Source organism: Vibrio sp. Y42_MX_L11, from assembly GCF_024181785.1.
In the GTDB taxonomy this organism is placed as follows: Bacteria; Pseudomonadota; Gammaproteobacteria; order Enterobacterales; family Vibrionaceae; genus Vibrio; species Vibrio diabolicus.
Genome location: NZ_JAMZAP010000003.1, coordinates 108,369 through 133,405, shown reverse-complemented (window position 1 = coordinate 133,405; position 25,037 = coordinate 108,369). Strand labels below are relative to the sequence as shown.

The following is a 25,037-nucleotide window of genomic DNA, read 5'->3' as shown; positions in this document are numbered from 1 at the left end:
TTCGATCAAAAAAGCCAGCGTGTGCTGGCTTTTTCTTATTATCACTGAACTGAAAAGTTCAATTGCACCTCTGGTTCTTGGCGGTGCATCCAGCGCATTCTTACCCCTAACATAAGTGCGGCAGAAGAAAGGCCGATGATAAAGCCTAGCCAGAAACCTTGCGCTCCCATTGGCTCGACGATCCAGTCTGTGCGGCCAAGGACGTAACCCATTGGTAAACCAAGAATCCAGTAGGCGATAAAAGTACGGTTGAAGATGGCTCGCATATCTTTATAGCCACGTAGTGCACCTGCCGCGATTACCTGAACTGCGTCCGTACATTGATAAACAGCAGCAAATACGAGCAGTTGCATCGCTAGAGTGATGACTTCTGGGTTGCTAGTGTAAAGTTCGGCAATCCATTCACGAGACAATACGGTTAATATCGCTGTAAGAACAGATAGACCTAGACCAACTATGATGCCCACTCGTGAAGCAACGCGAGCGCCATCAACGTTTTCTTCGCCAAGTCGGTGTCCGACACGAATACTCACTGCCGCACCGATACTCATTGGAAGCATAAATACTAGCGACGAGAAGTTAATCGCAACCTGATGCGCAGCAACGATGATTGGTCCTAGTGGTGAGACCAATAGTGCAACGACAGCAAATAGTGTCACTTCAAAAAACAGCGCTGCTGCAACAGGAAAGCCGAGCCTGAACAGACGAACTTGCGCTTTCCATTGTGGTCGATGCCATTCACCAAATAAGTTGATGCCTTTAAGTCGATCTGATGTCATTACATAAAGCAATAGTAGGGCAAACATGACCCAGTAAACAATCGTGGTTGCGACACCACAGCCAATACCGCCTAATTCAGGTGCTCCAAACTTGCCATACACGAAAATCCAGTTTAGGGGAATGTTGAGCAGTAAACCGATAAAGCCAATGACCATTGCTGGTTTCGTCAATGACATACCATCCGTAAAGCTTCTAAGCGTTTGAAAAAGCAAGAAGGCAGGGACTGCTAAGATAACAGCATGAATGTACCCCACTGTTTTTTCTGCCATCAGCGTTTCAACATCCATAAATCCGAGAATAAATTGGGTTTGAAGCAGCACTGCAATAATCGGCACACTGATCAACAATGCCAAAACGACGCCTTGTTGAATTTCAAACGGGATTTTTACTCGACGACCAGAGCCATTTAACTGTGCGACAACAGGGACTAACGCCATTAACAAACCCACACCAAATAAAATGGATGGAAGCCAAATACTTGAAGCGACAGAAACCGCAGCCATGTCGGTGGCACTAACGCCTCCGGCCATAACGGTATCAACAAACCCCATACCAGTTTGAGCAACAGATGCGATCAATACCGGGGTCGCCAATTTGATGAGACTTGATGCTTCTTCTTTATAGCGATGCACGAAAAATACTCCAGAGCGGAACAATAAGTTGAAAGAATGAGAGCGCTCGAGGACAAAAGATGTGGTGAACTGATCTGATGGTTGATTTTAGTCACGATAAGGTGAAAAAATGCCTCGGAGAAACTCCGCGCAAATGATAAACAATTGTATGTTTATATTCCATAGTTAGGTTGCGAATAGTGGATAACACTAACTTAATGCTCGCTAAGCTCAGGATACGCTAATACTGAGAGCTGTAATAAATCATGTTAATGTAAGAAGCATTTATGAGAACAAGGCTCCATTTTTCAATAGGTCGTTGCTCTATAATCTACAGGTTTTATCTCGATACACAGTGCTGTGCTTCAGGCTCTGTCATCGATTGCAGCTTGTATGAAATCAATAGGTAAAAAGAATGTTTACAGGAATAGTTCAGGGTACGGCTAAGGTCGTTAAAATTGATAAAAAAGAACGCTTTCAAACGCATGTTGTCGAGTTAAGCGATGAGCTTTGTAAAGGATTAGAAATAGGGGCATCTGTCGCTCACAATGGCTGCTGCCTGACCGTGACCAATATAAATGGCAACCTTATCAGCTTTGATTTAATGCAAGCGACATTGGCTCTCACCAACTTAGGCGAGCTAGTTGAAGGTGACAGCGTAAACATTGAGCGAGCTGCCAAGTTTGGTGATGAAATTGGCGGACATAGCATGTCTGGCCATATTAGTTTGATGGCTGACATTGTCGAGATCATCGATACGCCTAATAACCGCACTATTTGGTTCCAACTGCCGCAAGAATCAATGAAATATGTGTTAGCGAAAGGCTATATCGGCTTGGATGGTTGTTCTTTGACGATTGGTGAGGTTGAAGCGTGTCGTTTTTCAGTACATCTAATTCCAGAAACCTTGCAACGAACACTCTTTGGAGTAAGACAAGTAGGGGACCGCGTTAATATTGAGTTTGACCCTCAGACTCAGGCCATAGTTGATACTGTTGAGCGAGTTCTCGCAGCAAAACAGCTTTAGAATGATAAAAAGGAGCCAAGCGCTCCTTTTTAATTCAAGTGACTTTGTGTTTCCAACGCTTACATGCTCGAGTTGTTATTCGTAATTGTCATCGATAAACAGTTCGACTTTATCTTGCAGCTCATCTACTCGCATATTTAAGTGAATGGCATGGCAACAAGCTGGACAATCATCATAAAACTCTTGGTCACCATTACTTGCATCTAGTGTAATGCCGATTGAATGTCCACAATGGGGGCATTTGACATGCCTTTCGGTATAATTTTTCATACAACAACTCCTAATATCGCAGGGCTTTTAAACACTCTATTCTTTAAGGAAGTACAGCCCTTCACTTACTTTGCCTACAAGGAAAATAGGCACAATCCAAAGTTAAGTCTCCTTTGATATTAGGTGGAGTTGTTGCTAATTGAGTCGAAATAAGTATAAAACTTGACCCCAAACTCAACCTTGAGCTTAGGGTCATTTTCTGTAGTGATGTGCCTCGAGGTTTTACATCTTGAAATATGCAGTGGCTTCCAAATTAATAAGAAATAATTTTATTAATAACTTGTTGAGCCTGCTCCAAGTAATGGCCGCCAAATAAATTGCAATGGTTGAGAACATGGTAAAGGTTATAGATATCTTTACGCTCTTGATAACCAGCAGAAAGTGGCATAACAGATTCATAACCTTGATAAAATTCCGGCTGAAATCCACCAAAAAGCTCAGTCATCGCAATATCACACTCCCTGTCACCCCAGTAGCAGGCGGGGTCGTAACAGATAGGGCCACATGCCGTGAGAGCCGCATTCCCATTCCATAAATCGCCATGCAGCAAGGAAGGCTCTGGAGCATGGTTTGCTAGCAGTTGTTTTACGACATCTATAAAGTCGTCGATATCAACTAAAGTGACGCCTTTTTCTTTAAGGAGCTGTAATTGCCATCCTATGCGTTGTTCAGCAAAGAAGACACACCACTTCTTGTGCCACTTATTGGGTTGTAGAGTGGATCCGAGATAGTTATCCGTATCAAAACCAAATTCCTTTTGCTCGCCCCATTGATGAAGGTGAGCTAATTGCTGTCCTAATTTAAAGCTGTTTGGGCCATCTTCTAATGGCTTTGTTGGAAGGTAGTTAAGAATTAGGAATGAGGCGTTTTTGGTTTTACCAACCAACACAACCTCTGGAACAAATAGGGTAGATGTCTCGCGCAAAAGATGCAGACTTTCTGCCTCAACTTCAAACTTAGACAAAAACTCGCGATCGTTAATTTTCACGAAATAGCGCTGTTCGCCGTCATTGATCATGTAGCTTTCACTGATATCCCCACCAGACAGTCTTACTTTTTCCGTGATCTGGTACTCGAATAATAAAGTATCAGAAAGCTGTTGCGATATTGCTTGCCACATACAAAACCTCGCGAATCTATTTGACCACCAACAGTTTAGGATAAAAAGCAAGGTGTTGGCGCTACGTTGAGCATACTTCGTAAAGAAACCTTCCTCTCAGTGTAGTCAATTTGTATAAATGTGAATCAAATCGCTTATAAGCCTCTGATTTGTCGGCATAGCATATGGAGATGAACGTATACAACAGGTATTATTATTTTTTTGACGTTAGTTCCATTGGTGACATGAAAATACTGATATGTGATGACTCAGCGGTTGCAAGAAAGCTCATTGCGCGCTCCATCGTACAAGATACATCATTGCACCTGATCGAAGCTCAAGATGGGTATGAGGCGCTAAATATTCTTGCGGAGCAAAATATCGATATTTTGTTTCTCGATTTAACGATGCCGATCATGGACGGTTTTGAAGTCCTCGAGTCATTACCTGTTAGTCATTACCAGACTAAAATCGTCATTATTTCTGGAGATGTTCAACAAGAGGCAAAACAGCGCTGCATAGAGCTAGGTGCTCAAGCTTTTATCGCTAAGCCTCTGACAGAAGAGCAGGTGATACCGCTCTATGAACAATTGGGGCTGCACTATGCGTTCAAGCCTAGCCATTCGATGGATCCTAAAAGCCAGATTTGCGAGGAGTTCTCCTCATTAGCCAAATTCCGCGAGATTGCAAACATTGCCCTTGGTAAAGGGGCTGCGATTATGGCAGACCACTTACACGAGTTCATCCAACTTCCTGTTCCACATGTTGGCCCGTTATCCTATGGCGAACTTCATATGACGCTTGTCGACGTTGTTGGGCGTGATGGCTCCGTCGCGGTTGCGCAGAGGTTTGTTGGTGGCGGTATTCATGGTGAAGCTCTGGTGTGTTTACGTGGTAGAGACATCAATCAAATTGGCGAGAAGTTAGGCTATCTGCTTGAGTTTACACCTCATAATGAAATCATTTTGAATATCTCGAACTTACTGGTTTCGTCATTTCTCACATCGTTAGGGGATCAGCTCGACAAGCAATTCTCACTTCGTCAGCCAGGCATTGTGGATACGTTAACGCCTTACTGTGAAGAGCAGGGTGAATTAGGTGAGCTGTTTACTATCGAATACACCTACATGGCAGAAGCGCTTGATTTTGAGTGTGAGGTACTGTTTTTAATTGATAAACCATCCGTAGAAATTATTTATGAAATCATGGAGCTAATCTAATGTCCGATATTACGCTGGACATAGCAGACTTTCATTGGGTCACACAAATTCTCGATACGATGGATTCAGGGCTTATCGTGTTGGATCAAGAGTATAAGGTCTGTGTGTGGAACAGTTTTATGCAGTCATACAGTGGCGTTCTGTCACAAGAAATCCTTGGCCAATGTTTATTTGATCATTTTGAAGAATTGCCAAAAACTTGGCTAGAAACCAAGATAAAAACCGCCGCCGATCTGGAAACTCGTTCCTTCTCTAGCTGGGAAAACCGACCGTACCTTTTTAAATTCAACAATTTTTCTCCGGTTTCAAACAGCAGTGATTTCATGTATCAAGACATCGTAATCACCCCGTTAATCGGGCTCTCAGGAGAGGTCAGCCACATTGCTATTCAAGTGAATGATGTCTCTGAAACGGCAAGAAATCGCATTCATTTGAAAGAAACAAATCAACATTTGTCTGAAATCAGTCGCAAAGATGGTTTAACAGGTTTATTTAATCGTGCTTATTGGGAGCAATCGCTGAAAGAAGAGTTTGCTCACCTAAAAGTTATCGACGGACCATGCTCATTAGTAATATTTGATATCGACCACTTTAAAAAAGTGAATGATACCTATGGTCACCCGACGGGAGATGAAGTCATTCGTCGTACTTCTTCGTTATTAAGAAAGACAGCAAGAAGCAGTGATGTGTGCGGTCGTTTTGGCGGAGAAGAGTTTACGGTATTGCTTCCTCATACGAATCAAGAACAAGCTTGCTATTTCGCGGAGCGTTTACGTAAAAGAGTTGAGCAAGAGATCGTGAAAGTGGAAGATTTTTTGATTAATTACACGATAAGTATTGGTGTTTGCGAGTATAAACCTTATTTTGAAACTCACACTCAATGGTTAAAGAGTGCCGATGCTGCGTTGTATCGTGCAAAAGAAAACGGTCGTAACCAAACTTGTTTGCATGAAAATGACTGAAATACAAAAAGGTTTGAAGAAACCCTGTATCCGAACGCAGTGAGGCAAAGCGCAATTGTTTGAAAAACATCCAGTTGGTTCGTGAATGTTTGTTAATATGAAATAAGTTAATGAAATTTTCTCGGCATGTCTTACTATTGAAACTATTCCGCTTTCAGCTTCGAAGGCTTGCAATAAACGGAGAAAAACAGTGGTTTTAGAAACCGATGGATATCTCGCTCTTATCGAGCACTTGTCGCTAAATCTAGATATTTTCACGACTGAAATTGGCGACACTGGATCCGAAAGCATCGAAGATGTCGTCACCGATATGGTGGCTTCAAACATCATGGCGATCTTTGAGCAAAACCCAGAGCTTCACTCAAGCGTACGCTTCAAATTACTAAAAGAAGCGGATGCGGTTGTTGAAGATCTTGGTGAGATATTGGCTGGTGTATGGCATAAAAAAGCGACTAATGAACAGATCACGTTCCTTGATGAATACATCGCTTTGGTTAAAAACCTATTCGATACTGCCGTTGCTACTTACGATTGATATTGTTTGATACCAGTCATCTCCAATTCTAAAAGTAAGAAGAGTTACATTGTAACTCTTCTTACTTGCCAAAACTTAGATGCCCAGTATGGGTTGTCGATTCTTGAAATGATCACACCTTTAGACGTTGACGCATGCATGAACTGCTTGTTACCCAAGTAAATCCCTACATGATAGGTCGTCCGTCTTGTCTTAAAAAACACCAAATCTCCTTGTTTGGCGTCCGTCCAATTTAATTCCACACCTTGTTTCGATTGTTGTCTCGTTGTCCTGGGTAACGATAGCTGATAAGCCTCGACAAAGGCTTTTTGCACAAATGCCGAGCAATCAATACCAGATTTTTGTGTGCCGCCTAAGCGATAAGGTGTGCCATGCCATTCTGTATAAAACTGGAACAAGTCAGGGTTATTGTCCAATAACTGATTTGTAGGTGTTGTCACTTGCACTTGCTCGCTAGGTTCAGGCCCAGAAGAGCAGGCGCTTAGTAGCACACTGATTATCAAAGGAAAATATACTCGACGCAAATCACCACCTGTCATCTCTACGACTCACAACTGAAATATTAGTGTCATAACCAATCCATAGTATGGGCTGCAAATCACGGTTTTGTCTCACAAATGTGACGGAATCACTGCAAAACCGATTCAACCTTAAGAAAGAATAAAAATTGATTATGGCAAAGCGAAAACGCTCACGCACATCACTTTCACTGATTCAGGCTGTTAGTGCAACATTTTTAACTATCATAGCTCTTGTTATAGCCCTTTCTGTCTCAAGTTTCAAAGGAATGGAACAGGTAGGAGAGCAATTTGAAGACTTGTCGCAAAAAGCGTTACCAATCGCGATGGCGAACGCAAAGTTAACCAGGAATGTATTGGAGATGGTTAAGCTACTCAACCATGGTATGCAAATTACTGAGCCAAAAGAGTTGCCTCTAATAAAAGAGCAAATCGATTCACTTGCGACTCAAAGTAAAAGTTTGGTTGGAGAAGCTTCTGGTGTTGCTGAGCAACTCTCTGAGGAGTTAGATACAAATTTAGCGCGTTTACATAACATCACGCAGTCCATTTTACTGAAGCAATCTTCAGTGATAAAAATTCAAATGGATATTGATGCAGGAGTTGGTGGGTTCCGCTATGGACTCAGCTCTATCGGCCCGGAAATGAATCGAATTAGCTCGTTTCTTAGTGCCGAAAGTCCTGAATCGAGTGATGCCGCCAACCGATTTATTGCCTCAGCGAGCTCAATGGAAAGCAAGTTCTTAGTAATGATGATGCATTCTGAGCTGAGCAAAGCCGAAAAAGAATACCGAGAAATGCGTAACCGTATTGCAGGTATTAATCTCGCCTATGAAGATTTCCAGTCTTTACATCCAGAAGTAAGCGAATACGCAAGCCTAACGGCACCGTACGAGATGGTGAAGCAAGGCTTTAGTGAAAAGGGCGTGCTGCGTTTGATCCTCGCCAAACTAGAACAAGGGGAACTGCAACGTTCAGAGTTTAAACAGGCTTCGATTCTTGCGGATGAAACCATGCGGTTGCTTGATCAAATATCACAAGCTGCTGGTGAGTTGATTGCGGATAAAGAGAGTGTGGTCAATGACACTATTCAGTCAGTGAGTGTTATGATCGTTTTTGCAGCGTGTGTGATTTCTTTCATTATTCTGATCACTTGGTTCAGTCTGAAGTCATGGACAAACCGAGGGTTAAGAAATGTACTAACGCGTCTTTCAGCACTTACCGAGCATGACTTTCGTGACAATGCAGATGAGGTCGGCCCTTATGAGCTGAAAGAAGTAGCACGAAAGTTGAATCAAGTGATCGATTCCACACACGATTCCATTCAAACGGTGACGCGCAATTGTGAAATGCTTTATCAGACGGCCGAAGTAAGCCACAGTGCAGCTGAACAAACGAGCGATGGGTTGACGACACAAAATGAAGCGTTGGCGAGCATGATCACGACCATTACGCAACTTGAAGCCTCCATTCGTGAAATAGCAACAGTGACAAATGCCTCGTCACAGGACTCGATGCTTGCTACCCAGCACACTGCAAAAGGCGTTCAAGTTGTGGAACAAAACCGTGAACGTTTGGAATCACTTGAACGCTCTTTGGATATGAATGAGCAATCTATGTTAGAGCTAGACCAGCGTGTTAAGCAGATTCGTGAAATGGTCGACATGATCAGTGGTATTGCTGACAACACAAACTTGCTTGCTCTCAACGCGGCAATAGAAGCCGCTCGAGCTGGTGAACAAGGGCGTGGGTTTGCGGTCGTCGCAGATGAAGTCCGCAAACTAGCAAGTGATACTTCTCAACAAACAACGAACATCCGAGCAATGATGAGTGAGCTTATTACCGCAGCAGAGCGTTCTCGCCAAGCGGTAAGTGATTCAAGAGAAGAAATGGCCCACGCGCTGCAGTCCAGCAATGAAGTGAAATCAACATTCTCGGATATCAACCTTGCGGTCAAACACATTCAAGAACGTGTTGAGCAAATCTCTGTTGCCACGGAAGAGCAAGAACGTGCGACGGCAGATGTATCTCAATCCATTACCCATATTTCTAACCTTGGCGAACGTACTAAGCTGCAGCTTGAGTCTATGGTTGAAAGCTCTGAACAAGTGGCGGAAATTGCAGGGCGTCAACAAGCGATGTTGCATAAATACGAGCTACATCAGTCCGCATAAGTGACATATTTTCATCTTCTAAAAGCAGAACTTCGGTCCTGCTTTTTGTTGCTTCTACGCACCCTCTGATTGCTATTCAAATCGCAAAAGTGAGTTATATCGCATCTTGCTCATTTCTTAAGGGCTGAGTTATCACTACGTGGTGTTAATGGTATCTCGGTGAAACAAGATGACTAGAATGTTGTCCGAATTCAAAGGAATGAATCATGCAATTATTACAAAGAGCTAGCCTTATACTGGTTAATCATCAGCAAGAACTTTTGCTTATTCAGCGTTTTCAAAACGATAGACACTATTGGGTTTTCCCCGGTGGCAGTGTTGAGGTAGGAGAGCAGCCTGTTGAAGCCGCGAAAAGAGAAGCGCTGGAAGAAACCTCATTGAAACTCAATTGGGTTGAGAAGGCTTTTGAACTCGAAAATCAAGGGCGCTTAGAAACCTATTTTCTCTCTTATGTCGGGAACTCAAAAGTGAAACTGGGGGCTGGGCCAGAGCAAATCAGAAAATCAGATGTTAATCAGTACCATTTAAAGTGGGTGCGTGTAGAGCAACTTCATGCGATTCCTTTATATCCAGAACAAGCCAAAGCTTTCTGCTTAAACAACGAGGAGTGGTTTTGTGATCGATAAAGTTTGTCCCGTCGTTCTGCGTAAGCAAAACCAAGAGCTCCTGCTTTTTAAACATCCGTTGGCGGGTATTCAGTTCGTTAAGGGTACTGTTGAAGTGTTTGATGAAAGTTACATCACAGCCGCGAAGCGGGAGCTCGCTGAAGAATCTGGAATTACGCACGTTATCTCCGCTCGGTATTTATGCTCATGGGACAGTGGCTTTCAAAATCAAGTATGGCATTTTGTTGTGTGCGAGTGTGCTGACCTAGCGGATTCATGGACGTTTCATACACAAGACGATGGCGGACATGATTTTGCGTTCTTTTGGCACGATATAGGGAGCGATATTTCCTCACAAGCGCATACCGTTTTTCAGAACGCACTGGAAAAAGTTCGAAAACTGATAGACCAAGGAGCGGTTTGAATGAGACTTCTGTTCTAACATTGGTGTATTTGAGCGAAATGCCAAAGCTAACACTATGCTTCTATCAGGAGCGAATAAATTTCTTTCGCACGCCTCACGTACTGTTTAAAGGCACTGTCGATCTCAAAAATGGCTATGAGATTACAAATGTTTAACTGACTTCTATATGCTTTGCGCATTCATTCAGATAAGGAAACGATAATGGATAAATTCGTCGTGTTTCTCTTATGCCTTTTTATGACAGTTGGCGGTGTGGTTCATCTTTATGACAACATTGCTAACGGTTTTTTGCCTTATGATTTTGCGCCACGCTGGTTGAATATTTATTGGAGCTCGTTGGGGCTGTTAGACTTACTAGCGGTGTATCTGTTGGTGAAGCACCGTCGTTCCGGATTAGTACTTATGCTATTGATTCTGACGACCAATGTTATTTTTAGCTCGCACGCTCACTATGCATTAGAAATATTGGACAACAATGCCGCACTTCAAATGAAAACACTCTTTTTAGGTTTTTCATTCGGCGTATCTATCTGGTTATGGAACGCGCGTAAACATCGACAATCACGCCAGATATTTCGTTAACTTTCACTTTTCATCACTCAATTAAGGATAGTAAACAGGGATTCGTTATGAACGATTTTAAAGACTTGGCCAGTTTCGCTGGTTTCAGCGTACTGACAGGTTTAAGCTTTGGTACCACTTTCTTCAGTCTGGCTTTTCTATACAGCTCAATAGAAGCACAACAAGCAATGAATACTAATGCTTTGGTGTGCACGGTGCTTGGTGTGGTTGGTTTATTTGTTGGTATTACTCAGTTAAACAAAAAACGTCAACTAACGGAGAGTGAATCCATTAGCTAGCATCGTAAGGATGAAGTGGTGTTTAACTGGTTGGTGTTTAGGTTTAGTCTATTCGCTTTGTTTACGCACTTCATCCACAAAAACTTTTCTTCAACTGTTGCGTCTTCTTCGGTTATAGCGAAAAGGTTGCGTTAACAGCTTGTCTAATCGTTGTTCTGCTTCATTCCTAATTTCCGGTATACCAATTACGACATCATCATGGCCAAGCTCAGGCTGAGCTCGATATGTCCCAAAAAGTCGATCCCAAACAGAAAGGAAGAAACCGAAATTCGAGTTGGTTTCTTTTGCTATCACGGAATGATGAACGCGATGCATGTCTGGCGTTACTATGACGTTTCGCAGTTTCTGATCCGCTGATAAAGCCAGTTTTGCATTACTGTGATTAAACATCGCACTGGCATTGAGCACTATTTCGAATACCACGATAGCGATAGGAGAAACGCCTAAGATAAATACGGTGGCAATTTTGACACCCATCGAGATGATGATTTCGATGGGATGAAAACGTGCGCCAGTAGTGACATCAATGTCGAGATCGGCATGGTGCATTCGATGAAGCTTCCACAGTGGCTTTACATAGTGAAAGACCACATGCTGAACGTAAATGACGAAATCAAGCAGAATAACCGCTAGAAGCACGTTTAACCAAGCGGGCAGGGAGAGCAAATTAAATAGTCCCCATTGTTGCTCCTGAGCGATAATTGCAGCTTGAAAGGCGGCGATAGGCATGACTAACGCAACAATCAAGCTATTCACAGCAACCAGTGATAAGTTATTGACCCAGCGAAACCCGCGTGAAGCGGTAAGTGTTTTTCTCGGCAGTTTGTTTTCCCAAAGGGCACAAAGTAATAATACGCCGAGAAAAAAGCCTAATCTTATCCACGAGGGATCTTGAAACGTCGTTTCTGTCACTGTCATTTCCTTATTTATTACTTTATCTATGACCGAGATAAGAGTGAAATTATTTCAACAAACAGTAAGGTGCTTTGAAGGGCTTATCTTGAGGCGAAACCATAATGTCAGTAGAATCGCGCTCTACTTTTTACTTGGCATTACTTACCATGAGAATTCACGCTTTCCACCGTTTATATCAGTACCGACAATCTATCTCAACCAAGCCTTTCAACGCGCGTGGATGTAAAGTGGTTCGTTGCCAATATTGCCAGGTTTCTGAGCAACACTGTTTGTGCGATCTTCAGCCAAACATCAAGGCTAATATTGCATGTATGTTGATTGTTTCTGAAAACGAAGTATTTAAGCCAAGTAATACCGGTCGTCTAATTGCTGATACGATTCAAGAGACTTACGTTTATCAATGGAATCGAACAGAACCGTCTGAGGAGATGCTGGAGCTACTACAGGATGACAACTACCAACCAGTGATTGTATTTCCTGCAGACTATGTGGATGACCCATCTCGTTTAATTGAAGATCTGGAGCCTGCGCGATTAATAAACGAAGAGGCTCAGAACAAAAAATGGTTGCTGATCTTTATTGATGGTAGCTGGCGTGAGGCACGAAAGATATTCCGTCGTTCTGACTTTCTTAAATCTTTGCCTGTGCTTTCTATTGAGCCAGAATCTCTGTCTGAGTACATCATGCGCCGTTCTGAGAATGAGCAGCATCTTTCAACCGCCGAAGTCGCGACGTTAGTTTTGAAACAAGCCGGTGAGAATAAAGCATCGGAATGCCTGCAGTTGTGGTTTGAAGCCTTTAGAGAAACCTACATGTTGACCAAGACCCGAGTCAAAAACGATCCCAACCGACCGCATTTAAAACGCTTCAAAGAGTGGGTGAAAACCGAGAGCTGACTCTAAGGAATGAACTTTTGTTGATGGCATGTTGTTCAACTGGCTGCGGTGAGGGGATAAATCTGCATTCGGTCACGGTTTGCAGGCGTACAGATATGGATAATGCCACTAGTTTATACTTTTGACTCCAGCCATTTTTGGAGTCGTTTAAGCATTTTTTAGGAGAGAAATACATGTATTACGGCTTTGATGTCGGTGGCACTAAAATTGAATTTGGTGCATTTAACGAGAAGCTTGAGCGTGTAGCGACGGAACGTGTACCTACACCAACAGACAACTACGAGCTGCTGGTTGATACCATTGCGGAATTGGTTAACAAATACGATGCAGAGTTTGGTTGCGAAGGCACAATTGGTCTTGGCCTACCAGGCATGGAAGACGCAGACGATGCAACGGTATTAACGGTTAACGTTCCTGCGGCGAAAGGCAAACCACTGCGCGCGGACCTTGAAGCGAAAATCGGTCGCAGCGTAAAGATTGAAAACGATGCGAACTGTTTTGCGCTATCAGAAGCATGGGACGAAGAGCTTCAAGATGAGCCTTCTGTACTTGGTTTGATCCTAGGTACTGGCTTTGGTGGCGGTTTTATCTACGATGGTAAAGTTTTCTCTGGCCGTAACCACGTAGCAGGTGAGGTGGGCCATACTCGTTTACCTATCGATGCTTGGTTCCACTTAGGCGAAAACGCACCTCTGTTGGGCTGTGGTTGTGACAAGAAAGGTTGTTTAGACAGTTACCTTTCTGGTCGAGGCTTCGAGCTGCTCTACGCCCATTACTACGGTGAAGAGAAGAAAGCGATCGACATCATTAAAGCGCACGCAGAAGGTGAGGCGAAAGCTGTTGAACACGTTGAGCGTTTTATGGAGTTGCTGGCTATCTGTTTTGCAAACATCTTTACAGCGACTGACCCACATGTTGTTGTGCTGGGTGGTGGTCTTTCAAACTTCGAATTGATTTATGAAGAGATGCCAAAACGCATCCCTAAACACTTATTGTCTGTGGCTAAGTGTCCTAAGATCATCAAAGCAAAACACGGTGATTCAGGCGGTGTACGCGGTGCTGCGTTCCTAAACATCAAGTAGTGACTGAAACGTTACTCGATATAAAGTAAGAAGAAATCTACGCCCCGTTTAGACCATCAAGGTAAAAACGGGGCTTTTTACTTATATATCGAAGTAACTCATATACCCAAGTAACTTCTATATGCTTGGGTATAGAGCACGAACAAAAATAGCATGCATAAAAAAAACTCGCGACGAATCGCGAGTTTTCTGTTTACAGCTAAGCTTATTTGTTCTTTTTGCCTACGCCTAGGTTTTCTTTTTGAGCTAGGGTAATTTTGCTAAAGCCTAATTTTCTGAAGTAGTTATCGCGGTAGTTGCGCACCGCTTTAGTGTCAGACACTGCTTCGATTTGTTGCTCCATCTTTAGGAACTCAGTGATATCGATACCTTCCGCTTCTGCAACCGCTTCTTGAATGTTGCGGTGTTGCTGGTATGAGAACGTCAGTTCTTTGTCTTGGTCTTTGTAAGTGTAAAGAATGGTGCGAGCCATAGCTGTCTCTCTGAAAAGGTTTCTGTATTAAACAAAAAGGCCAGACTCGCTGACCTTTGAATTTCTAGTTTGGGCTAGATTCTGCCTTGAAGTGGGATAATTGTCACGCTTTCTCCCGCTTTTACTGTATCAATAGCTGGGGAGATTTCGATCAAACAGTTTGCCTCACTCATTGAGCGCAAAATACCAGAGCCTTGCTTGCCTGTTGTACGAACGGTTAAACGGCCAGTGTTATCCAGTTCATAGATTCCTCGACTAAACTCGGTACGACCTTGTCGAGAGCGAAGATTCTCAGTCGCGATGGCATTCACTTTCAGAGGCTTCCAGCCTTGTTCGCCTTGCATCTTACGCAGTGCAGGCTCGACAAAGTTAATGAAAGAGACCATCACGGCAACAGGGTTGCCCGGCAGACCAAAGAACGGCTTGTTGTTGATTTGACCAAACGCTAGTGGACGTCCCGGACGCATGTTGATTCGCCAAAAATCGATTTGACCAAGTTTATCCAAGGCAAGTTTGATGTAATCCGCATCACCAACGGATACGCCACCAGAAGTCATAACCACGTCCGCTTGCGCCGATGCGTTTTCCAACGCTTCAATCATTAACTGTTCGTTGTCTTCCAGAATACCGAAATCCAAGATCTCGCAGCCGAGCTTTTCAAGCATGCCCATGATGGTAAAACGGTTGGAATCGTAGATAGAATTCGCTTTTTGCTCTGTTCCCGGCGCTTGTACTTCGTCACCGGTGGAGAACACGGCAACTTTCAATTTGTGGAACACATTCGCTTCACCAAAACCAAGCGAAGCGATCATGCCCATTTCTGGAGAGGCTAGGCGAGTGCCTGCGGTAAAGACGTCACTGCCGATAGCGAGATCTTCACCTGCTTGACGAACGTTTTGGCCTGCTTTGATATTCGCACCGTTAAAGGTGACCTTGTCACCTTCTTGAGAGGCTTGCTCACGCATGACCACTGTGTCGCCGTTTAGTGGTGTTGGTGCGCCGGTCATAATCTTCACCGCTTGGCCGACTTCCAGAGGTTGATCGTAAGCATGGCCCGCCATCACTTCAGCAACCACTTGGTAGCTATCGCGCTCAATATCATCACTGCGGATGGCATAGCCGTCCATCGCGGAGTTGGTGTACTGCGGCACGTTTACTGGTGAAATGATATGTTCCGCGAGAACGCGGCCATAGGCGTTTTCAATCTTGCATGCTTCTATTTCCGAAACCGTGTTCACCAAAGAAAGGATTTTTTCTTGGCCTTGAACCACAGAAAGGAAAGCCGGAGAAAGTGTGTCGCAACATGCGGCGTCTTTCTCTTTAGATTTTGGTGCTTTTGCATCTTGAACGTATTGAAGAACAAATTGAGCGATGGCATCCAAATCATTGATGTTCATTTGTGGCAGTTCAGAATCTAACTCCGCACTGTCGGAAGCGATAGCAATGATGTTTTCATCGTGAGGATAAAGCCAAGGTTTACCCACTTCTTCACGGTGCAATTCAATTTTAGGAAACGCGATGTTTTTACAGCCTTCGACCAAAACTACATCGAGCTTGTCTTCATCAAAACGTGTTAATAGGTATTCAAACTCTGCTTCGGCTTCTGGCGTTTCTGTCATTAACGCAAAACGGTTGCGAGAAGCAATCAGCATTTGAGACGCGCCAGCTTTGCGTAAACGGTAGCTGTCTTTACCCGGCTTATCGACATCGAAGTTGTGGTGAGCATGTTTTAGCATGCCAATGCGTAAACCTGCTTCAGTCAGTTTTGGCAATAGGGCTTCAAGTAGCGTGGTTTTGCCTGTGCCTGAATAAGCTGCAAAACCAAGAATAGGAATATTTAGCGTGTGTTTCATGATTCTAATTGTCCAAATTGCGCCAGTTCTTCCGGAGTGTTCAAGTTGACGAAACAGTTTGGTGAGTCGCTAAAGTCAACGTAACTGGTGTTGCACTCTTTGTAGAGCAGAATGATTTTGCGGTCGCCACGTTCTAAAAATGCGGTGAGTTTTGGCAGTACGCGCTTGTGGTAGAGCGTGAAAACAGGTTGCTGATGGTCACCATCATGAGCGACCAAAATATCGCTGTCTTCTTTGACTGCCTGGCAGAAACGCTCGACAAGGTCGGTGTTAATTTGTGGGCTATCGCAAGGTACAAATCCAACCCAGTCAGTATCTGCATGCATCAAACCTGCGTGAATACCGCCCATAGGTCCAGGGAAATCTTTGAATTGATCACTAAATACGAAACCAAATTTGCTGTACGCATCTTGGTTTCGGTTGGCATTAATTAAAATGCGTGGTGTTTGTGGAGATAAACGTTCAATAACGTGTTCGATGAGTGGCTTCTGATTTAATTCAATCAGACCTTTATCTTTTCCACCCATACGGCTGGCTTGGCCACCAGCCAAAATGACCCAACTAGTTTGTGTTGGTTGAAGCATATGCATTCTCTTGGGATGTTTCTTTTGGTATGACATACAACAGAGGAGACTCTATCAAAGTCTTGTCTTTAATCCACCACTGTTTTTTACATAAGTCGGTCAGTGCGTTGGTTTGATGGCTTGTCACCACAATACTGGAACCACGATCCAAAAGATCTTTCGCCATCACCACCAATCGTTCAATGGACTCTTGGTCTAAAGACGCACTTGGCTCATCCATCAATAAAATCGACGGTTTTAAGATCCAAGCTCTTGCCATGGCAACACGCTGTTTTTCACCGCCGGACAACACGGAGATATGTTCGTCCGCTAAGGTTTCCAAACCTACCATGCGCAGCGCGTGAATAACTTGAGCTCGCTTATCTTTTGGTGTGTCTTGTTGATATTTCACGCCATAGACTACGTTCTCATAAACAGTGCCGTCAAAAAGGTAAGGAGATTGATGGAGATAAATCACATCGACACGACCATTGCGACGCGTCAGTCTTTTCAGCCACGTATCTTTTGGCGCAACAACGTCGCCAGTAGAGGGTTTGAGCAAGCCGGCAAGGATTTTGAGTAGGGTAGTTTTGCCCACACCATTGTCACCCTTGAGATAAATGGCATCATTTGGGCCGATGGCTAACTCAGGGATGTGGAAAAGCACACGCTCTTTAAAGCGCATGGATAACTGCTCGGCGGTGATTTTTATAGTCATAATGCGCCTCTACATGGGGTTAATGGTGAGTCGTTTGTTTGCTTCATGTTCTATGTTCTGAGGTAGCCTTTGCCTCTCATGCTTGATAAGAAGAAGTTTAGTGCCAACGCTAAAGATAGTAATACAATTCCTAATGCAACTCCTTGCGCAAAAGCACCTTTGCTGCTTTCCATTGCGATAGCGGTCGGAATATTGCGCGTTACGCCCATAATGTTTCCGCCTACCATCATTGAGCAGCCCACCTCGGTTACGATACGTGAGAACCCTGCAATGATAGCTGCGAGTAGAGGAAAGCGGGTTTCCCAAATCATCGTAGCGGCCACGCGCGGAATGGAGACGCCTAGCGTGATGGCAGTTTCCACAGCGCGACGGTCGCTAGATTGCAATGCACCATGCATCATCGATACCAAAACAGGGAAACAGATCACCATTTGGCCGAAAATCATCGCCTTCTGAGTGAACAGCATTTGCCAGTCTCCCCAAGGGCCAGCGCGCGACAGCAACATGTACAGCAACAGGCCAATCACGACGGTAGGGACCGCTTGCAGCGTATTCACGATCGACAACAAAAACCATTTACCGCGAAAGTCGGTATACGCCAGTACAAAGGACATCAAAATAGCCGGCAATACCACTAAAGATATTGCCGTGATAGAAACACTAAAGGAGACCGCAACGATCTCCCATAGGTCTGCATCAAAATTCACCAGTAAGCGAAGCGCTTCCAGTGTTGTATCAGCAAGATTCATATTGCGTTATTTGCTCTCAGCATTCGCAACAAACAGTTGTTTACCGTTTAGGCGGAAACCATTGATAAGTTCCTGTCCGCGAGGGTTCACCAACCAATCACTGAATGCTTTCGCGCCTTGGTAGTTGATTGTTGGGTAACGCTCAGGATTAACAAGAATAACTTGGTACGGGTTAAACAGTTTTTCATCGCCTTGGAACAGAATTTCTAGATCCAATTTGTTTTGATAAGCCAACCATGTGCCGCGGTCTGTCATGGTGTAGCCTTGCATTTCAGACGCCATGTTCAGAGTTGGGCCCATACCTTGACCTACGCTGCGGTAACCGCCAAAGTTTGGTTCGATTTTAGTTTGAGCCCAGAAGCCCATTTCTTTTTTGTGCGTACCAGAATCATCGCCGCGAGAGATGAACGTTGCGTTTTTGTTCGCGATCTCTTTGAACACGTCTAACACGCCTTCGTCATTTTTGATTTTTGCTGGGTCAGCTTTCGGGCCTACAATCACAAAGTCGTTATACATCAGTTTACGAGGTAGAACGCCGTAGCCTTTCTCAACGAATGTGCCTTCGGCTTTTGGTGCGTGTGTCATCACCAAATCTACGTCACCGTTTTCGCCCATTTTTAAGGCCTTGCCAGTACCCGCAGCGATAACATCGACTTTGTAGCCCGTGTCTTTCTCAAATTGTGGAAGCAGGTAATCAAGTAACCCTGAATGGTAAGTACTGGTAGTGGTTGCTAGGCGAACGTGCTCGCCATCTTGAGCGGAAAACGCAGAGTAACTTACAAGCGTGATTGACGTCGCAGCCAGAGTTAGCGCAATTTTTTTCATTTTTATGTGTTCCTTTCCAATGATTATTTGGCATTTCTCCCGATGTATTGGAAGAGGCCTCTTGGGCGAGAGCGATTAGTTCAAAGTGCAAGTTGCCTTAGGGTGTTGGAATAACAAACACCAACATCCTGAGATCACTTGAATACGCCCTGTAGCCACCTTATAGCAAACAAGATGCCAACCTTTTACAAGCTAAAAGTGCTCGATTTATGCACTAAATCATGGGGTTATTTGCACAAAAGTTTGCGTTGGTACAAAATGTCGCACTTTTTGTAGGGTATCTCTGTTTAAACTTGGTACACTCTGTCCCATCCGAAGCCATCTGGGGTAAATATGTCTACTCAATCCCATATTAGTACAAACCAACAATATAACGCCTTTTCCGTACTGGTCGTTGATGATGAATTGGGCATGCAAGCCATTTTGAAAAAGGCATTGGGGAAGCTTTTCTCACATGTCGACACTGCTGGCAGCATCGAAGAAGCAGAGCAACTGCGTAATTCTCGACATTATGATCTGATTTTACTGGATATTAATCTGCCGGGGCGCTCTGGGATTGAGTGGGAAGAAGCGTTTGAAGATGACGACAAACGTGCCGATGTGATCTTCATGACGGGCTATGCGGATTTAGAGATTGCTATTCGCGCACTTCAACTTGGTGCTTCTGACTTTATCCTCAAGCCCTTCAACCTTGAGCAGATGCTAAAAGCGGTCAGCCGCTGTATGGATCGCCGTTTGAACGAGCGCATGCAGTACGCCATGAAGCGCGATTACCAACGTCACAATACCTCCGAGATCATCGGTGGTTCAGAAAAAACGCGTCAGCTTAAGCAGCTTATTAACCAGTTTGCACCGTCGCGTGCTTCTGTTTTGGTCGAAGGTGAGTCGGGTACGGGTAAAGAGCTGGTTGCGCGAGGTATTCACCAAGCGAGTGGGCGAACGGGCCCATTTGTGCCAATCAACTGTGGCGCCATTGCGCCAGAACTACTTGAAAGTGAGTTATTTGGTCATACATCGGGCGCGTTTACCGGTGCGAAAAAATCTCGTGAAGGTTTGTTCCGCGTAGCAAATGGCGGCACCTTGTTCCTCGATGAAATTGGGGAAATGCCACTTGCAATGCAAGCCTCGCTGTTACGCGTTTTGGAGCAGCGTACTATCCGCCCTGTTGGTTCAGAAAAAGAAATCAGCATTGATGTCCGTATCGTTGCTGCCACCAACCGAAACCTGCAAGAAGAGGTCAACCAAGGCAACTTCCGCAGTGACCTGTATTACCGTTTGAATGTGCTCAAAATCGAAGTGTGTCCGCTGCGAGAGCGCAAAACCGACTTATTTGAGTTAGTGCCATTTTTCAGCAACATGCTGACGCGGGAGCTTGGTATGCCTGCGCCAAAATGGGCGCACGAAGATATGGAAGCGATGAGCGAGTACGATTGGCCAGGCAATATTCGTGAACTGAAAAACTTGATTGAGCGATGCATTTTGCTTGGCAAACCGCCTGCGCATTATTGGCGGGAGCTAAATGGTGGACACTCATTGCCTAATGTGTCGATTACTGTTTCTCATTCTGCTGAACTACCGACGTTTAAAGAAGGTAGAGAGTTCACAGGTGAGGGGTATCCAAACAACTGGACACTGAAAGAAGTCGAAAAAGCGCATATAAAACAGGTCGTTAATTTGCACGAAGGCAACAAATCAGCTGCTGCTCGTGACTTAGGCGTTGCGCGTAAGACCTTAGAACGTAAGTATAAAGAATGGGATTCTGAGGATGAGGAATATGCCGACTAACGGCCCACAGCACAAAGGATTGTCGAAATGGACGCACCGTTTTAAAACCATGGTGCGTTATCGCTTATTATTTTTAACCTCCGCACCTATCTTCCTCACTTTGATAGCCCTGATCGGGATTACCATTTATTGGTCCATCCATTATACGTGGCAGAATGCACTGCTGGATGTCTCTGAACGTCTTGGTGTTGCGAATAACAGCGTAACGTTGTTACAGCAAAAGCAATCGAATTACGTACGTGCGTTTGCTGACTCATACGATTTTCGTATTCGCATCAATCAAGGGATACCGCAAGATGAGCTGCAAAAGTGGGTCACTGAGCAGAAGAAAAGATATGCTTTAGATTTTCTCTCTTTCCAACGCGTCAACTCGATGGAAAACAAATTCCGCTTTATGGATCTCACTAAGCGAGAATCGTTTTTTGATGTACTCAATAAAGATGAACTCGAACGCCTCGATCCTGAACTCGCTAAACGAGCGGAAGTGCCTATTCTTGCTGATGGTGGCATGGAAGCGCGTGGGTTAGTCAGTCGAACCGTGATTCCTGTGTATAGCCAAACGAATGATTTGATCGGCTTTCTTGATGGTGGTTTGCTTCTCAATAACAGTACTGTATTGGTAGATCAAATTCGCGACTTAATCTATCTCAGCGATAATGATCGCCTTCGTCCGGTTGGCACGTTGACGGTATTTCTTGATGATTTGCGTGTAAGTACCAACGTTCCTCTAGACAGCGAGCATAGGCTAGGGCGCGCCATAGGCACTCGCGTGAGCGCAGAAGTGTATAACCAAGTACTTTCAAAAGGTGAGCAGTGGGTTGACCGAGCCTATGTGTATGACGCTTGGTATATTACGGCGTATCAACCGATCAAAGACCAATACGACAACGTCATTGGTATGCTTTATACCGGTTACCTAATGTGGCCATTCGTTAAAGCCTACATGACCAACATTGCCGAAATTAGCTTGATTACCATTATGTTATTGCTGGTTTCCGGCGTGATGGTATATCGCGGTTCTTATGATCTGTTTCGGCCGATCGAACGCATTCATAAAGTAGTTAAGCAGGTCCAACAAGGAAAAGAAAAACGGATTGGTCCATTGGGATTGGATGCCGATCATGAACTCGCACAATTAGCCAGACAGTTTGATGATATGTTAGACGCGCTAGAAGAGCGCAAAATTGAACTGAAGAACTCCGCAGCGCAACTTGAATGCAAAGTTCAAGAGCGTACGGCAAGCCTTAGAGAAAAAACCCAAGATCTAGAGCTGCATATTCAATTGCTTAACCAAACCCGCGACAAACTCGTTGTTCATGAAAAACTGGCAGCACTGGGAGAACTCACCGCGGGGATTGCTCACGAAATCAATAACCCAACCGCCGTGATCCTTGGCAACGTGGAGTTGATCCACTTTGAGTTGGGTGACGATGCAAGTCGAGTACAAGAAGAGATTGATGCGATTCACGCGCAAATCGACCGTATTCGCAATATCACGCGCAGTTTATTGCAATACAGTCGCCAAGGTGGTGTTCAAGATGAAATCACTTGGCAACATGTCAATCCTATCATTGATGAAAGCATCACCTTGGTTAAAACGGGCACCAAGAAACGCGACGTCGAGTTTGTGACTGATCTACAAGCGCATACGTCCGTTGAGATAAACCGTCACCACTTGCTACAAATCTTAGTTAATTTGCAAATGAATGCCATTCACGCAATGAACGGCAAAGGCACGTTAACCGTAGTCAGTGAAGACTGGATTGACGAGGGCGAAGTGAAAGGAGCCGCGATTCATGTTATTGACGAGGGTTGCGGTATTAAGCCAGAAAACTTGAATCGAATCTTCTCACCATTTTACACGACGAAGCGAGAGGGTACTGGATTGGGACTGTCGGTCTCTCAAAGTATCCTCAGCCAAACGGGTGGTGAGCTAAAAGCCGAGTCGGAATGGGGAAAGGGCAGTAAATTCAGTATTTATTTACCTAAAAAAGCCGAGCTGATCCTAGAGGTGACGAATATCGCTTAGTCACTTGTTGTAAGCATTACGGAAGAAAGAGCCAGTTATAATACTGGCTCTTTTTTGTATTCAATGACGCATTTGTGCTTGAGCTTTTTGCTTTGAAGAAGCACTGCGATGGTTTCACTAGCGATGAATTAATAAAAACAACACTTGCAGTATGTAGCATGAACAAGTACCGTTGCCCGGTTTTTCTAAATACACCCCAATTGCTAAGGTAAAGGTTTTGATCTCCACAGCGAATATTACTCAACAATTCGGCGCTAAGCCGCTATTCGAAAACATTTCAGTTAAGTTCGGCGAAGGTAATCGCTACGGCTTAATTGGAGCTAACGGTTGTGGTAAATCAACCTTTATGAAGATCCTCAGCGGCGAGCTTGAGCAAACCAGCGGTAACGTGAGTTACGATCCAAACGAGCGCGTTGCAAAACTAAACCAGGACCAGTTCGCTTACGAAGAATTTACGGTAATCGATACCGTTATCATGGGTCATAAAGAGCTATGGGAAGTGAAGAAAGAGCGTGACCGTATCTACTCACTTGCTGAAATGAGTGAAGAAGACGGCATGAAAGTGGCTGACCTAGAAGTTCAGTTTGCGGAAATGGACGGCTACATGGCAGAAGCAAAAGCGGGCGAGCTTCTTCTTGCGGTGGGTATTCCAATGGAGCAGCACTTCGGCCTAATGAGCGAAGTGGCGCCGGGCTGGAAACTTCGTGTGCTTCTAGCGCAAGTTCTATTCGCAGACCCAGACGTTATGCTGCTTGACGAACCTACCAACAACTTGGACATGGATACGATCCGTTGGTTGGAAGACACGCTAAACGCGCGTAACTGCACCATGATCATCATCTCGCACGACCGCCACTTCCTAAACTCAGTATGTACGCACATGGCTGACTTGGATTACGGTGAACTGCGCATTTACCCAGGTAACTACGATGAGTACATGACAGCAGCTTCTCAAGCTCGTGAACGTCTATTAAACGATAATGCGAAGAAGAAAGCTCAAATCGCTGAGCTACAAACGTTCGTTGCACGTTTCTCAGCAAACGCATCGAAAGCAAAACAAGCGACATCTCGTGCGAAGCAAATCGACAAGATCAAACTGGATGAAGTTAAAGCGTCTAGCCGTCAAAACCCATTCATTCGTTTCGAACAGTCGAAAGAGCTGTTCCGTAACGCTCTGATTGTTGAAAACCTAAGCCAAGGATTCGAAGAGGACTTGTTCTCAGACTTCAATGCAATTTTTGAAGTGGGTGAGCGCGTTGCGATCATCGGTGAGAACGGTGTGGGTAAAACAACACTTCTAAACACGCTTGCTGGTGTGCTTGAACCGCGTGCGGGTGAGTACAAATGGTCTGAAAACTCAAACATCGGTTACTACGCGCAAGACCACGCGCATGACTTTGCAGAAGACATGAACCTAACGGATTGGATGGGTCAATGGCGTCAAGAAGGTGATGACGAGCAAGTCGTTCGTGGTTTCCTTGGTCGTATGCTGTTTGGTCAAGACGACATTAAAAAGTCAGTAAAAGTACTGTCTGGTGGTGAGCAAGGTCGTATGCTGCTTGGTAAGCTGATGATGCACAAGCCAAACATGCTGCTAATGGACGAACCTACCAACCACATGGATATGGAATCGATTGAATCTTTGAACACCGCGCTTGAGCAATACAAAGGCACGTTGTTCTTCGTATCTCACGACCGTGTATTCGTAGACTCGCTAGCAACGCGTATTATCGAAATCCGCGATGGCAAGATCACGGACTTCAAAGGCACGTACTCTGAGTTCCTAAAATCTCGTGGCGTTGACGCGTAATTACTCGCAAAGCGTTTAAAAAGCAAAAGCCTCGCTATTTAGCGAGGCTTTTTATATTGGTCTTAATCCTTAAACTGACCGGTTATATACGCATATATGCCGACGACACCAAATGTAATGATCATTGAGAGCATGATGCCACTGGGCGTGAGCAAAAAATTCCACAGTTGGTCATTGTCCATAGTTCACATCCTTTGTGAATGAGCTGTAGTTAGCATCAATTAAAGCAAGCGTTGTTATTGCTACAACACATGT

25 protein-coding genes are annotated in these 25,037 nt (G+C 44.4%); 14 read left to right on the top strand and 11 right to left on the bottom strand.

Annotated elements, in window-relative coordinates:
* Positions 1–41: 41 nt before the first annotated feature.
* Positions 42–1,412 (bottom strand): MATE family efflux transporter, encoded by a 1,371-nt coding sequence (locus NL643_RS04340; RefSeq protein ID WP_253643957.1) that lies wholly within the window; start codon positions 1,410–1,412, stop codon positions 42–44.
* A 394-nt stretch (positions 1,413–1,806) separates the two neighbouring features.
* On the opposite strand from NL643_RS04340, the gene NL643_RS04335 reads away from it, so the two are divergent.
* On the top strand, positions 1,807–2,418 hold the full coding sequence (locus NL643_RS04335) for a riboflavin synthase (protein ID WP_054867079.1): 612 nt from the start codon (positions 1,807–1,809) through the stop codon (positions 2,416–2,418).
* Between the two features lie 75 nt (positions 2,419–2,493).
* On the opposite strand, the gene NL643_RS04330 is transcribed toward NL643_RS04335, so the two are convergent.
* A complete protein-coding gene (locus tag NL643_RS04330; protein ID WP_005396219.1) occupies positions 2,494–2,688 on the bottom strand; it encodes a CPXCG motif-containing cysteine-rich protein in 195 nt (64 codons plus the stop codon).
* A gap of 253 nt (positions 2,689–2,941) precedes the next feature.
* Complete coding sequence (locus NL643_RS04325; protein ID WP_005396217.1) at positions 2,942–3,808, bottom strand: fructosamine kinase family protein; 867 nt, start codon at positions 3,806–3,808, stop codon at positions 2,942–2,944.
* Positions 3,809–4,032: 224 nt separating this feature from the next.
* On the opposite strand from NL643_RS04325, the gene NL643_RS04320 reads away from it, so the two are divergent.
* From NL643_RS04320 to NL643_RS04310, 3 genes are all read left to right on the top strand, one after another.
* Positions 4,033–5,007: a response regulator gene (locus NL643_RS04320; protein WP_237308854.1), complete on the top strand. Its 975-nt coding sequence runs from the start codon at positions 4,033–4,035 to the stop codon at positions 5,005–5,007.
* On the top strand, positions 5,007–5,969 hold the full coding sequence (locus NL643_RS04315; RefSeq protein WP_253643956.1) for a GGDEF domain-containing protein: 963 nt from the start codon (positions 5,007–5,009) through the stop codon (positions 5,967–5,969). Before NL643_RS04320 ends, NL643_RS04315 begins: the two co-directional genes overlap by 1 nt.
* Before the next feature lie 190 nt (positions 5,970–6,159).
* Positions 6,160–6,504 (top strand): DUF3802 family protein, encoded by a 345-nt coding sequence (locus NL643_RS04310; RefSeq protein ID WP_005396212.1) that lies wholly within the window; start codon positions 6,160–6,162, stop codon positions 6,502–6,504.
* Positions 6,505–6,548: 44 nt separating this feature from the next.
* On the opposite strand, the gene NL643_RS04305 is transcribed toward NL643_RS04310, so the two are convergent.
* Positions 6,549–7,043, bottom strand: coding sequence for an NlpC/P60 family protein (locus tag NL643_RS04305; RefSeq protein WP_005396208.1), 495 nt, complete (start codon positions 7,041–7,043; stop codon positions 6,549–6,551).
* A 134-nt stretch (positions 7,044–7,177) separates the two neighbouring features.
* On the opposite strand from NL643_RS04305, the gene NL643_RS04300 reads away from it, so the two are divergent.
* The 5 genes from NL643_RS04300 (at position 7,178) to NL643_RS04280 (ending at position 11,085) form a co-directional block, all read left to right on the top strand.
* The gene (locus NL643_RS04300; protein WP_253643955.1) at positions 7,178–9,196 is read left to right on the top strand and encodes a methyl-accepting chemotaxis protein; all 2,019 of its coding nucleotides are present in this window, start codon (positions 7,178–7,180) and stop codon (positions 9,194–9,196) included.
* A gap of 206 nt (positions 9,197–9,402) precedes the next feature.
* On the top strand, positions 9,403–9,822 hold the full coding sequence (locus tag NL643_RS04295; protein ID WP_069524617.1) for an NUDIX domain-containing protein: 420 nt from the start codon (positions 9,403–9,405) through the stop codon (positions 9,820–9,822).
* Positions 9,812–10,225: an NUDIX domain-containing protein gene (locus tag NL643_RS04290; RefSeq protein ID WP_253643954.1), complete on the top strand. Its 414-nt coding sequence runs from the start codon at positions 9,812–9,814 to the stop codon at positions 10,223–10,225. Before NL643_RS04295 ends, NL643_RS04290 begins: the two co-directional genes overlap by 11 nt.
* 201 nt (positions 10,226–10,426) lie before the next feature.
* Positions 10,427–10,807, top strand: coding sequence for a hypothetical protein (locus tag NL643_RS04285; RefSeq protein WP_065646732.1), 381 nt, complete (start codon positions 10,427–10,429; stop codon positions 10,805–10,807).
* 47 nt (positions 10,808–10,854) lie between these two features.
* On the top strand, positions 10,855–11,085 hold the full coding sequence (locus NL643_RS04280; RefSeq protein WP_005396201.1) for a hypothetical protein: 231 nt from the start codon (positions 10,855–10,857) through the stop codon (positions 11,083–11,085).
* Positions 11,086–11,175: 90 nt separating this feature from the next.
* Here NL643_RS04280 and NL643_RS04275 read toward each other — a convergent pair whose 3' ends face one another.
* Positions 11,176–11,997, bottom strand: coding sequence for a sterol desaturase family protein (locus NL643_RS04275; protein ID WP_012841839.1), 822 nt, complete (start codon positions 11,995–11,997; stop codon positions 11,176–11,178).
* Between the two features lie 149 nt (positions 11,998–12,146).
* On the opposite strand from NL643_RS04275, the gene NL643_RS04270 reads away from it, so the two are divergent.
* Entirely contained in the window at positions 12,147–12,896 is a 750-nt protein-coding gene (locus NL643_RS04270) for a tRNA-uridine aminocarboxypropyltransferase (RefSeq protein ID WP_054867106.1), read from the top strand.
* Positions 12,897–13,069: 173 nt separating this feature from the next.
* Entirely contained in the window at positions 13,070–13,978 is a 909-nt protein-coding gene (gene nagK, locus NL643_RS04265; RefSeq protein ID WP_006742573.1) for an N-acetylglucosamine kinase, read from the top strand.
* A gap of 205 nt (positions 13,979–14,183) precedes the next feature.
* Here nagK and NL643_RS04260 read toward each other — a convergent pair whose 3' ends face one another.
* The 6 genes from NL643_RS04260 to NL643_RS04235 all read right to left on the bottom strand — a co-directional run bounded on the left by NL643_RS04260 (position 14,184) and on the right by NL643_RS04235 (position 19,158).
* Complete coding sequence (locus tag NL643_RS04260; protein WP_005377584.1) at positions 14,184–14,450, bottom strand: DUF2960 domain-containing protein; 267 nt, start codon at positions 14,448–14,450, stop codon at positions 14,184–14,186.
* Positions 14,451–14,524: 74 nt separating this feature from the next.
* Positions 14,525–16,303 (bottom strand): bifunctional molybdopterin-guanine dinucleotide biosynthesis adaptor protein MobB/molybdopterin molybdotransferase MoeA, encoded by a 1,779-nt coding sequence (locus NL643_RS04255; protein WP_253643953.1) that lies wholly within the window; start codon positions 16,301–16,303, stop codon positions 14,525–14,527.
* Positions 16,300–16,887 carry a molybdenum cofactor guanylyltransferase MobA gene (gene mobA / locus NL643_RS04250; protein ID WP_253643952.1) on the bottom strand — a complete coding sequence of 196 codons (588 nt, stop codon included), beginning with the start codon at positions 16,885–16,887 and terminating at the stop codon, positions 16,300–16,302. Before mobA ends, NL643_RS04255 begins: the two co-directional genes overlap by 4 nt.
* Positions 16,865–17,584: an energy-coupling factor ABC transporter ATP-binding protein gene (locus tag NL643_RS04245; RefSeq protein WP_005396189.1), complete on the bottom strand. Its 720-nt coding sequence runs from the start codon at positions 17,582–17,584 to the stop codon at positions 16,865–16,867. The genes mobA and NL643_RS04245 overlap by 23 nt, the downstream gene beginning before the upstream one ends.
* 50 nt (positions 17,585–17,634) lie before the next feature.
* Entirely contained in the window at positions 17,635–18,333 is a 699-nt protein-coding gene (locus NL643_RS04240; protein ID WP_005396188.1) for an ABC transporter permease, read from the bottom strand.
* Between the two features lie 6 nt (positions 18,334–18,339).
* On the bottom strand, positions 18,340–19,158 hold the full coding sequence (locus NL643_RS04235) for a substrate-binding domain-containing protein (protein WP_005396187.1): 819 nt from the start codon (positions 19,156–19,158) through the stop codon (positions 18,340–18,342).
* Between the two features lie 333 nt (positions 19,159–19,491).
* Here NL643_RS04235 and NL643_RS04230 point away from each other — a divergent pair, with 333 nt between their 5' ends.
* The 3 genes from NL643_RS04230 (at position 19,492) to NL643_RS04220 (ending at position 24,782) form a co-directional block, all read left to right on the top strand.
* A complete protein-coding gene (locus NL643_RS04230; protein WP_005396186.1) occupies positions 19,492–20,943 on the top strand; it encodes a sigma-54 dependent transcriptional regulator in 1,452 nt (483 codons plus the stop codon).
* Positions 20,933–22,972: a cache domain-containing protein gene (locus tag NL643_RS04225; RefSeq protein WP_005396184.1), complete on the top strand. Its 2,040-nt coding sequence runs from the start codon at positions 20,933–20,935 to the stop codon at positions 22,970–22,972. Before NL643_RS04230 ends, NL643_RS04225 begins: the two co-directional genes overlap by 11 nt.
* 217 nt (positions 22,973–23,189) lie before the next feature.
* Positions 23,190–24,782, top strand: coding sequence for an ABC-F family ATPase (locus NL643_RS04220; protein WP_012841837.1), 1,593 nt, complete (start codon positions 23,190–23,192; stop codon positions 24,780–24,782).
* Positions 24,783–25,037: the final 255 nt, after the last annotated feature.

Bases quoted from the DNA above. Each gene is read 5' to 3' on its own strand.
- NL643_RS04315 (WP_253643956.1), top strand. From the start codon at position 5,007: ATGTCCGATATTACGCTGGACATAGCAGACTTTCATTGGGTCACACAA.
- NL643_RS04245 (WP_005396189.1), bottom strand. From the start codon at position 17,584: ATGACTATAAAAATCACCGCCGAGCAGTTATCCATGCGCTTTAAAGAG.
- NL643_RS04320 (WP_237308854.1), top strand. From the start codon at position 4,033: ATGAAAATACTGATATGTGATGACTCAGCGGTTGCAAGAAAGCTCATT.
- nagK (WP_006742573.1), top strand. From the start codon at position 13,070: ATGTATTACGGCTTTGATGTCGGTGGCACTAAAATTGAATTTGGTGCA.
- NL643_RS04270 (WP_054867106.1), top strand. From the start codon at position 12,147: ATGAGAATTCACGCTTTCCACCGTTTATATCAGTACCGACAATCTATC.
- NL643_RS04335 (WP_054867079.1), top strand. From the start codon at position 1,807: ATGTTTACAGGAATAGTTCAGGGTACGGCTAAGGTCGTTAAAATTGAT.
- NL643_RS04305 (WP_005396208.1), bottom strand. From the start codon at position 7,043: ATGACAGGTGGTGATTTGCGTCGAGTATATTTTCCTTTGATAATCAGT.
- NL643_RS04240 (WP_005396188.1), bottom strand. From the start codon at position 18,333: ATGAATCTTGCTGATACAACACTGGAAGCGCTTCGCTTACTGGTGAAT.
- NL643_RS04235 (WP_005396187.1), bottom strand. From the start codon at position 19,158: ATGAAAAAAATTGCGCTAACTCTGGCTGCGACGTCAATCACGCTTGTA.
- NL643_RS04330 (WP_005396219.1), bottom strand. From the start codon at position 2,688: ATGAAAAATTATACCGAAAGGCATGTCAAATGCCCCCATTGTGGACAT.
- mobA (WP_253643952.1), bottom strand. From the start codon at position 16,887: ATGCTTCAACCAACACAAACTAGTTGGGTCATTTTGGCTGGTGGCCAA.
- NL643_RS04230 (WP_005396186.1), top strand. From the start codon at position 19,492: ATGTCTACTCAATCCCATATTAGTACAAACCAACAATATAACGCCTTT.
- NL643_RS04225 (WP_005396184.1), top strand. From the start codon at position 20,933: ATGCCGACTAACGGCCCACAGCACAAAGGATTGTCGAAATGGACGCAC.
- NL643_RS04300 (WP_253643955.1), top strand. From the start codon at position 7,178: ATGGCAAAGCGAAAACGCTCACGCACATCACTTTCACTGATTCAGGCT.
- NL643_RS04260 (WP_005377584.1), bottom strand. From the start codon at position 14,450: ATGGCTCGCACCATTCTTTACACTTACAAAGACCAAGACAAAGAACTG.
- NL643_RS04255 (WP_253643953.1), bottom strand. From the start codon at position 16,303: ATGAAACACACGCTAAATATTCCTATTCTTGGTTTTGCAGCTTATTCA.
- NL643_RS04295 (WP_069524617.1), top strand. From the start codon at position 9,403: ATGCAATTATTACAAAGAGCTAGCCTTATACTGGTTAATCATCAGCAA.
- NL643_RS04325 (WP_005396217.1), bottom strand. From the start codon at position 3,808: ATGTGGCAAGCAATATCGCAACAGCTTTCTGATACTTTATTATTCGAG.
- NL643_RS04280 (WP_005396201.1), top strand. From the start codon at position 10,855: ATGAACGATTTTAAAGACTTGGCCAGTTTCGCTGGTTTCAGCGTACTG.
- NL643_RS04285 (WP_065646732.1), top strand. From the start codon at position 10,427: ATGGATAAATTCGTCGTGTTTCTCTTATGCCTTTTTATGACAGTTGGC.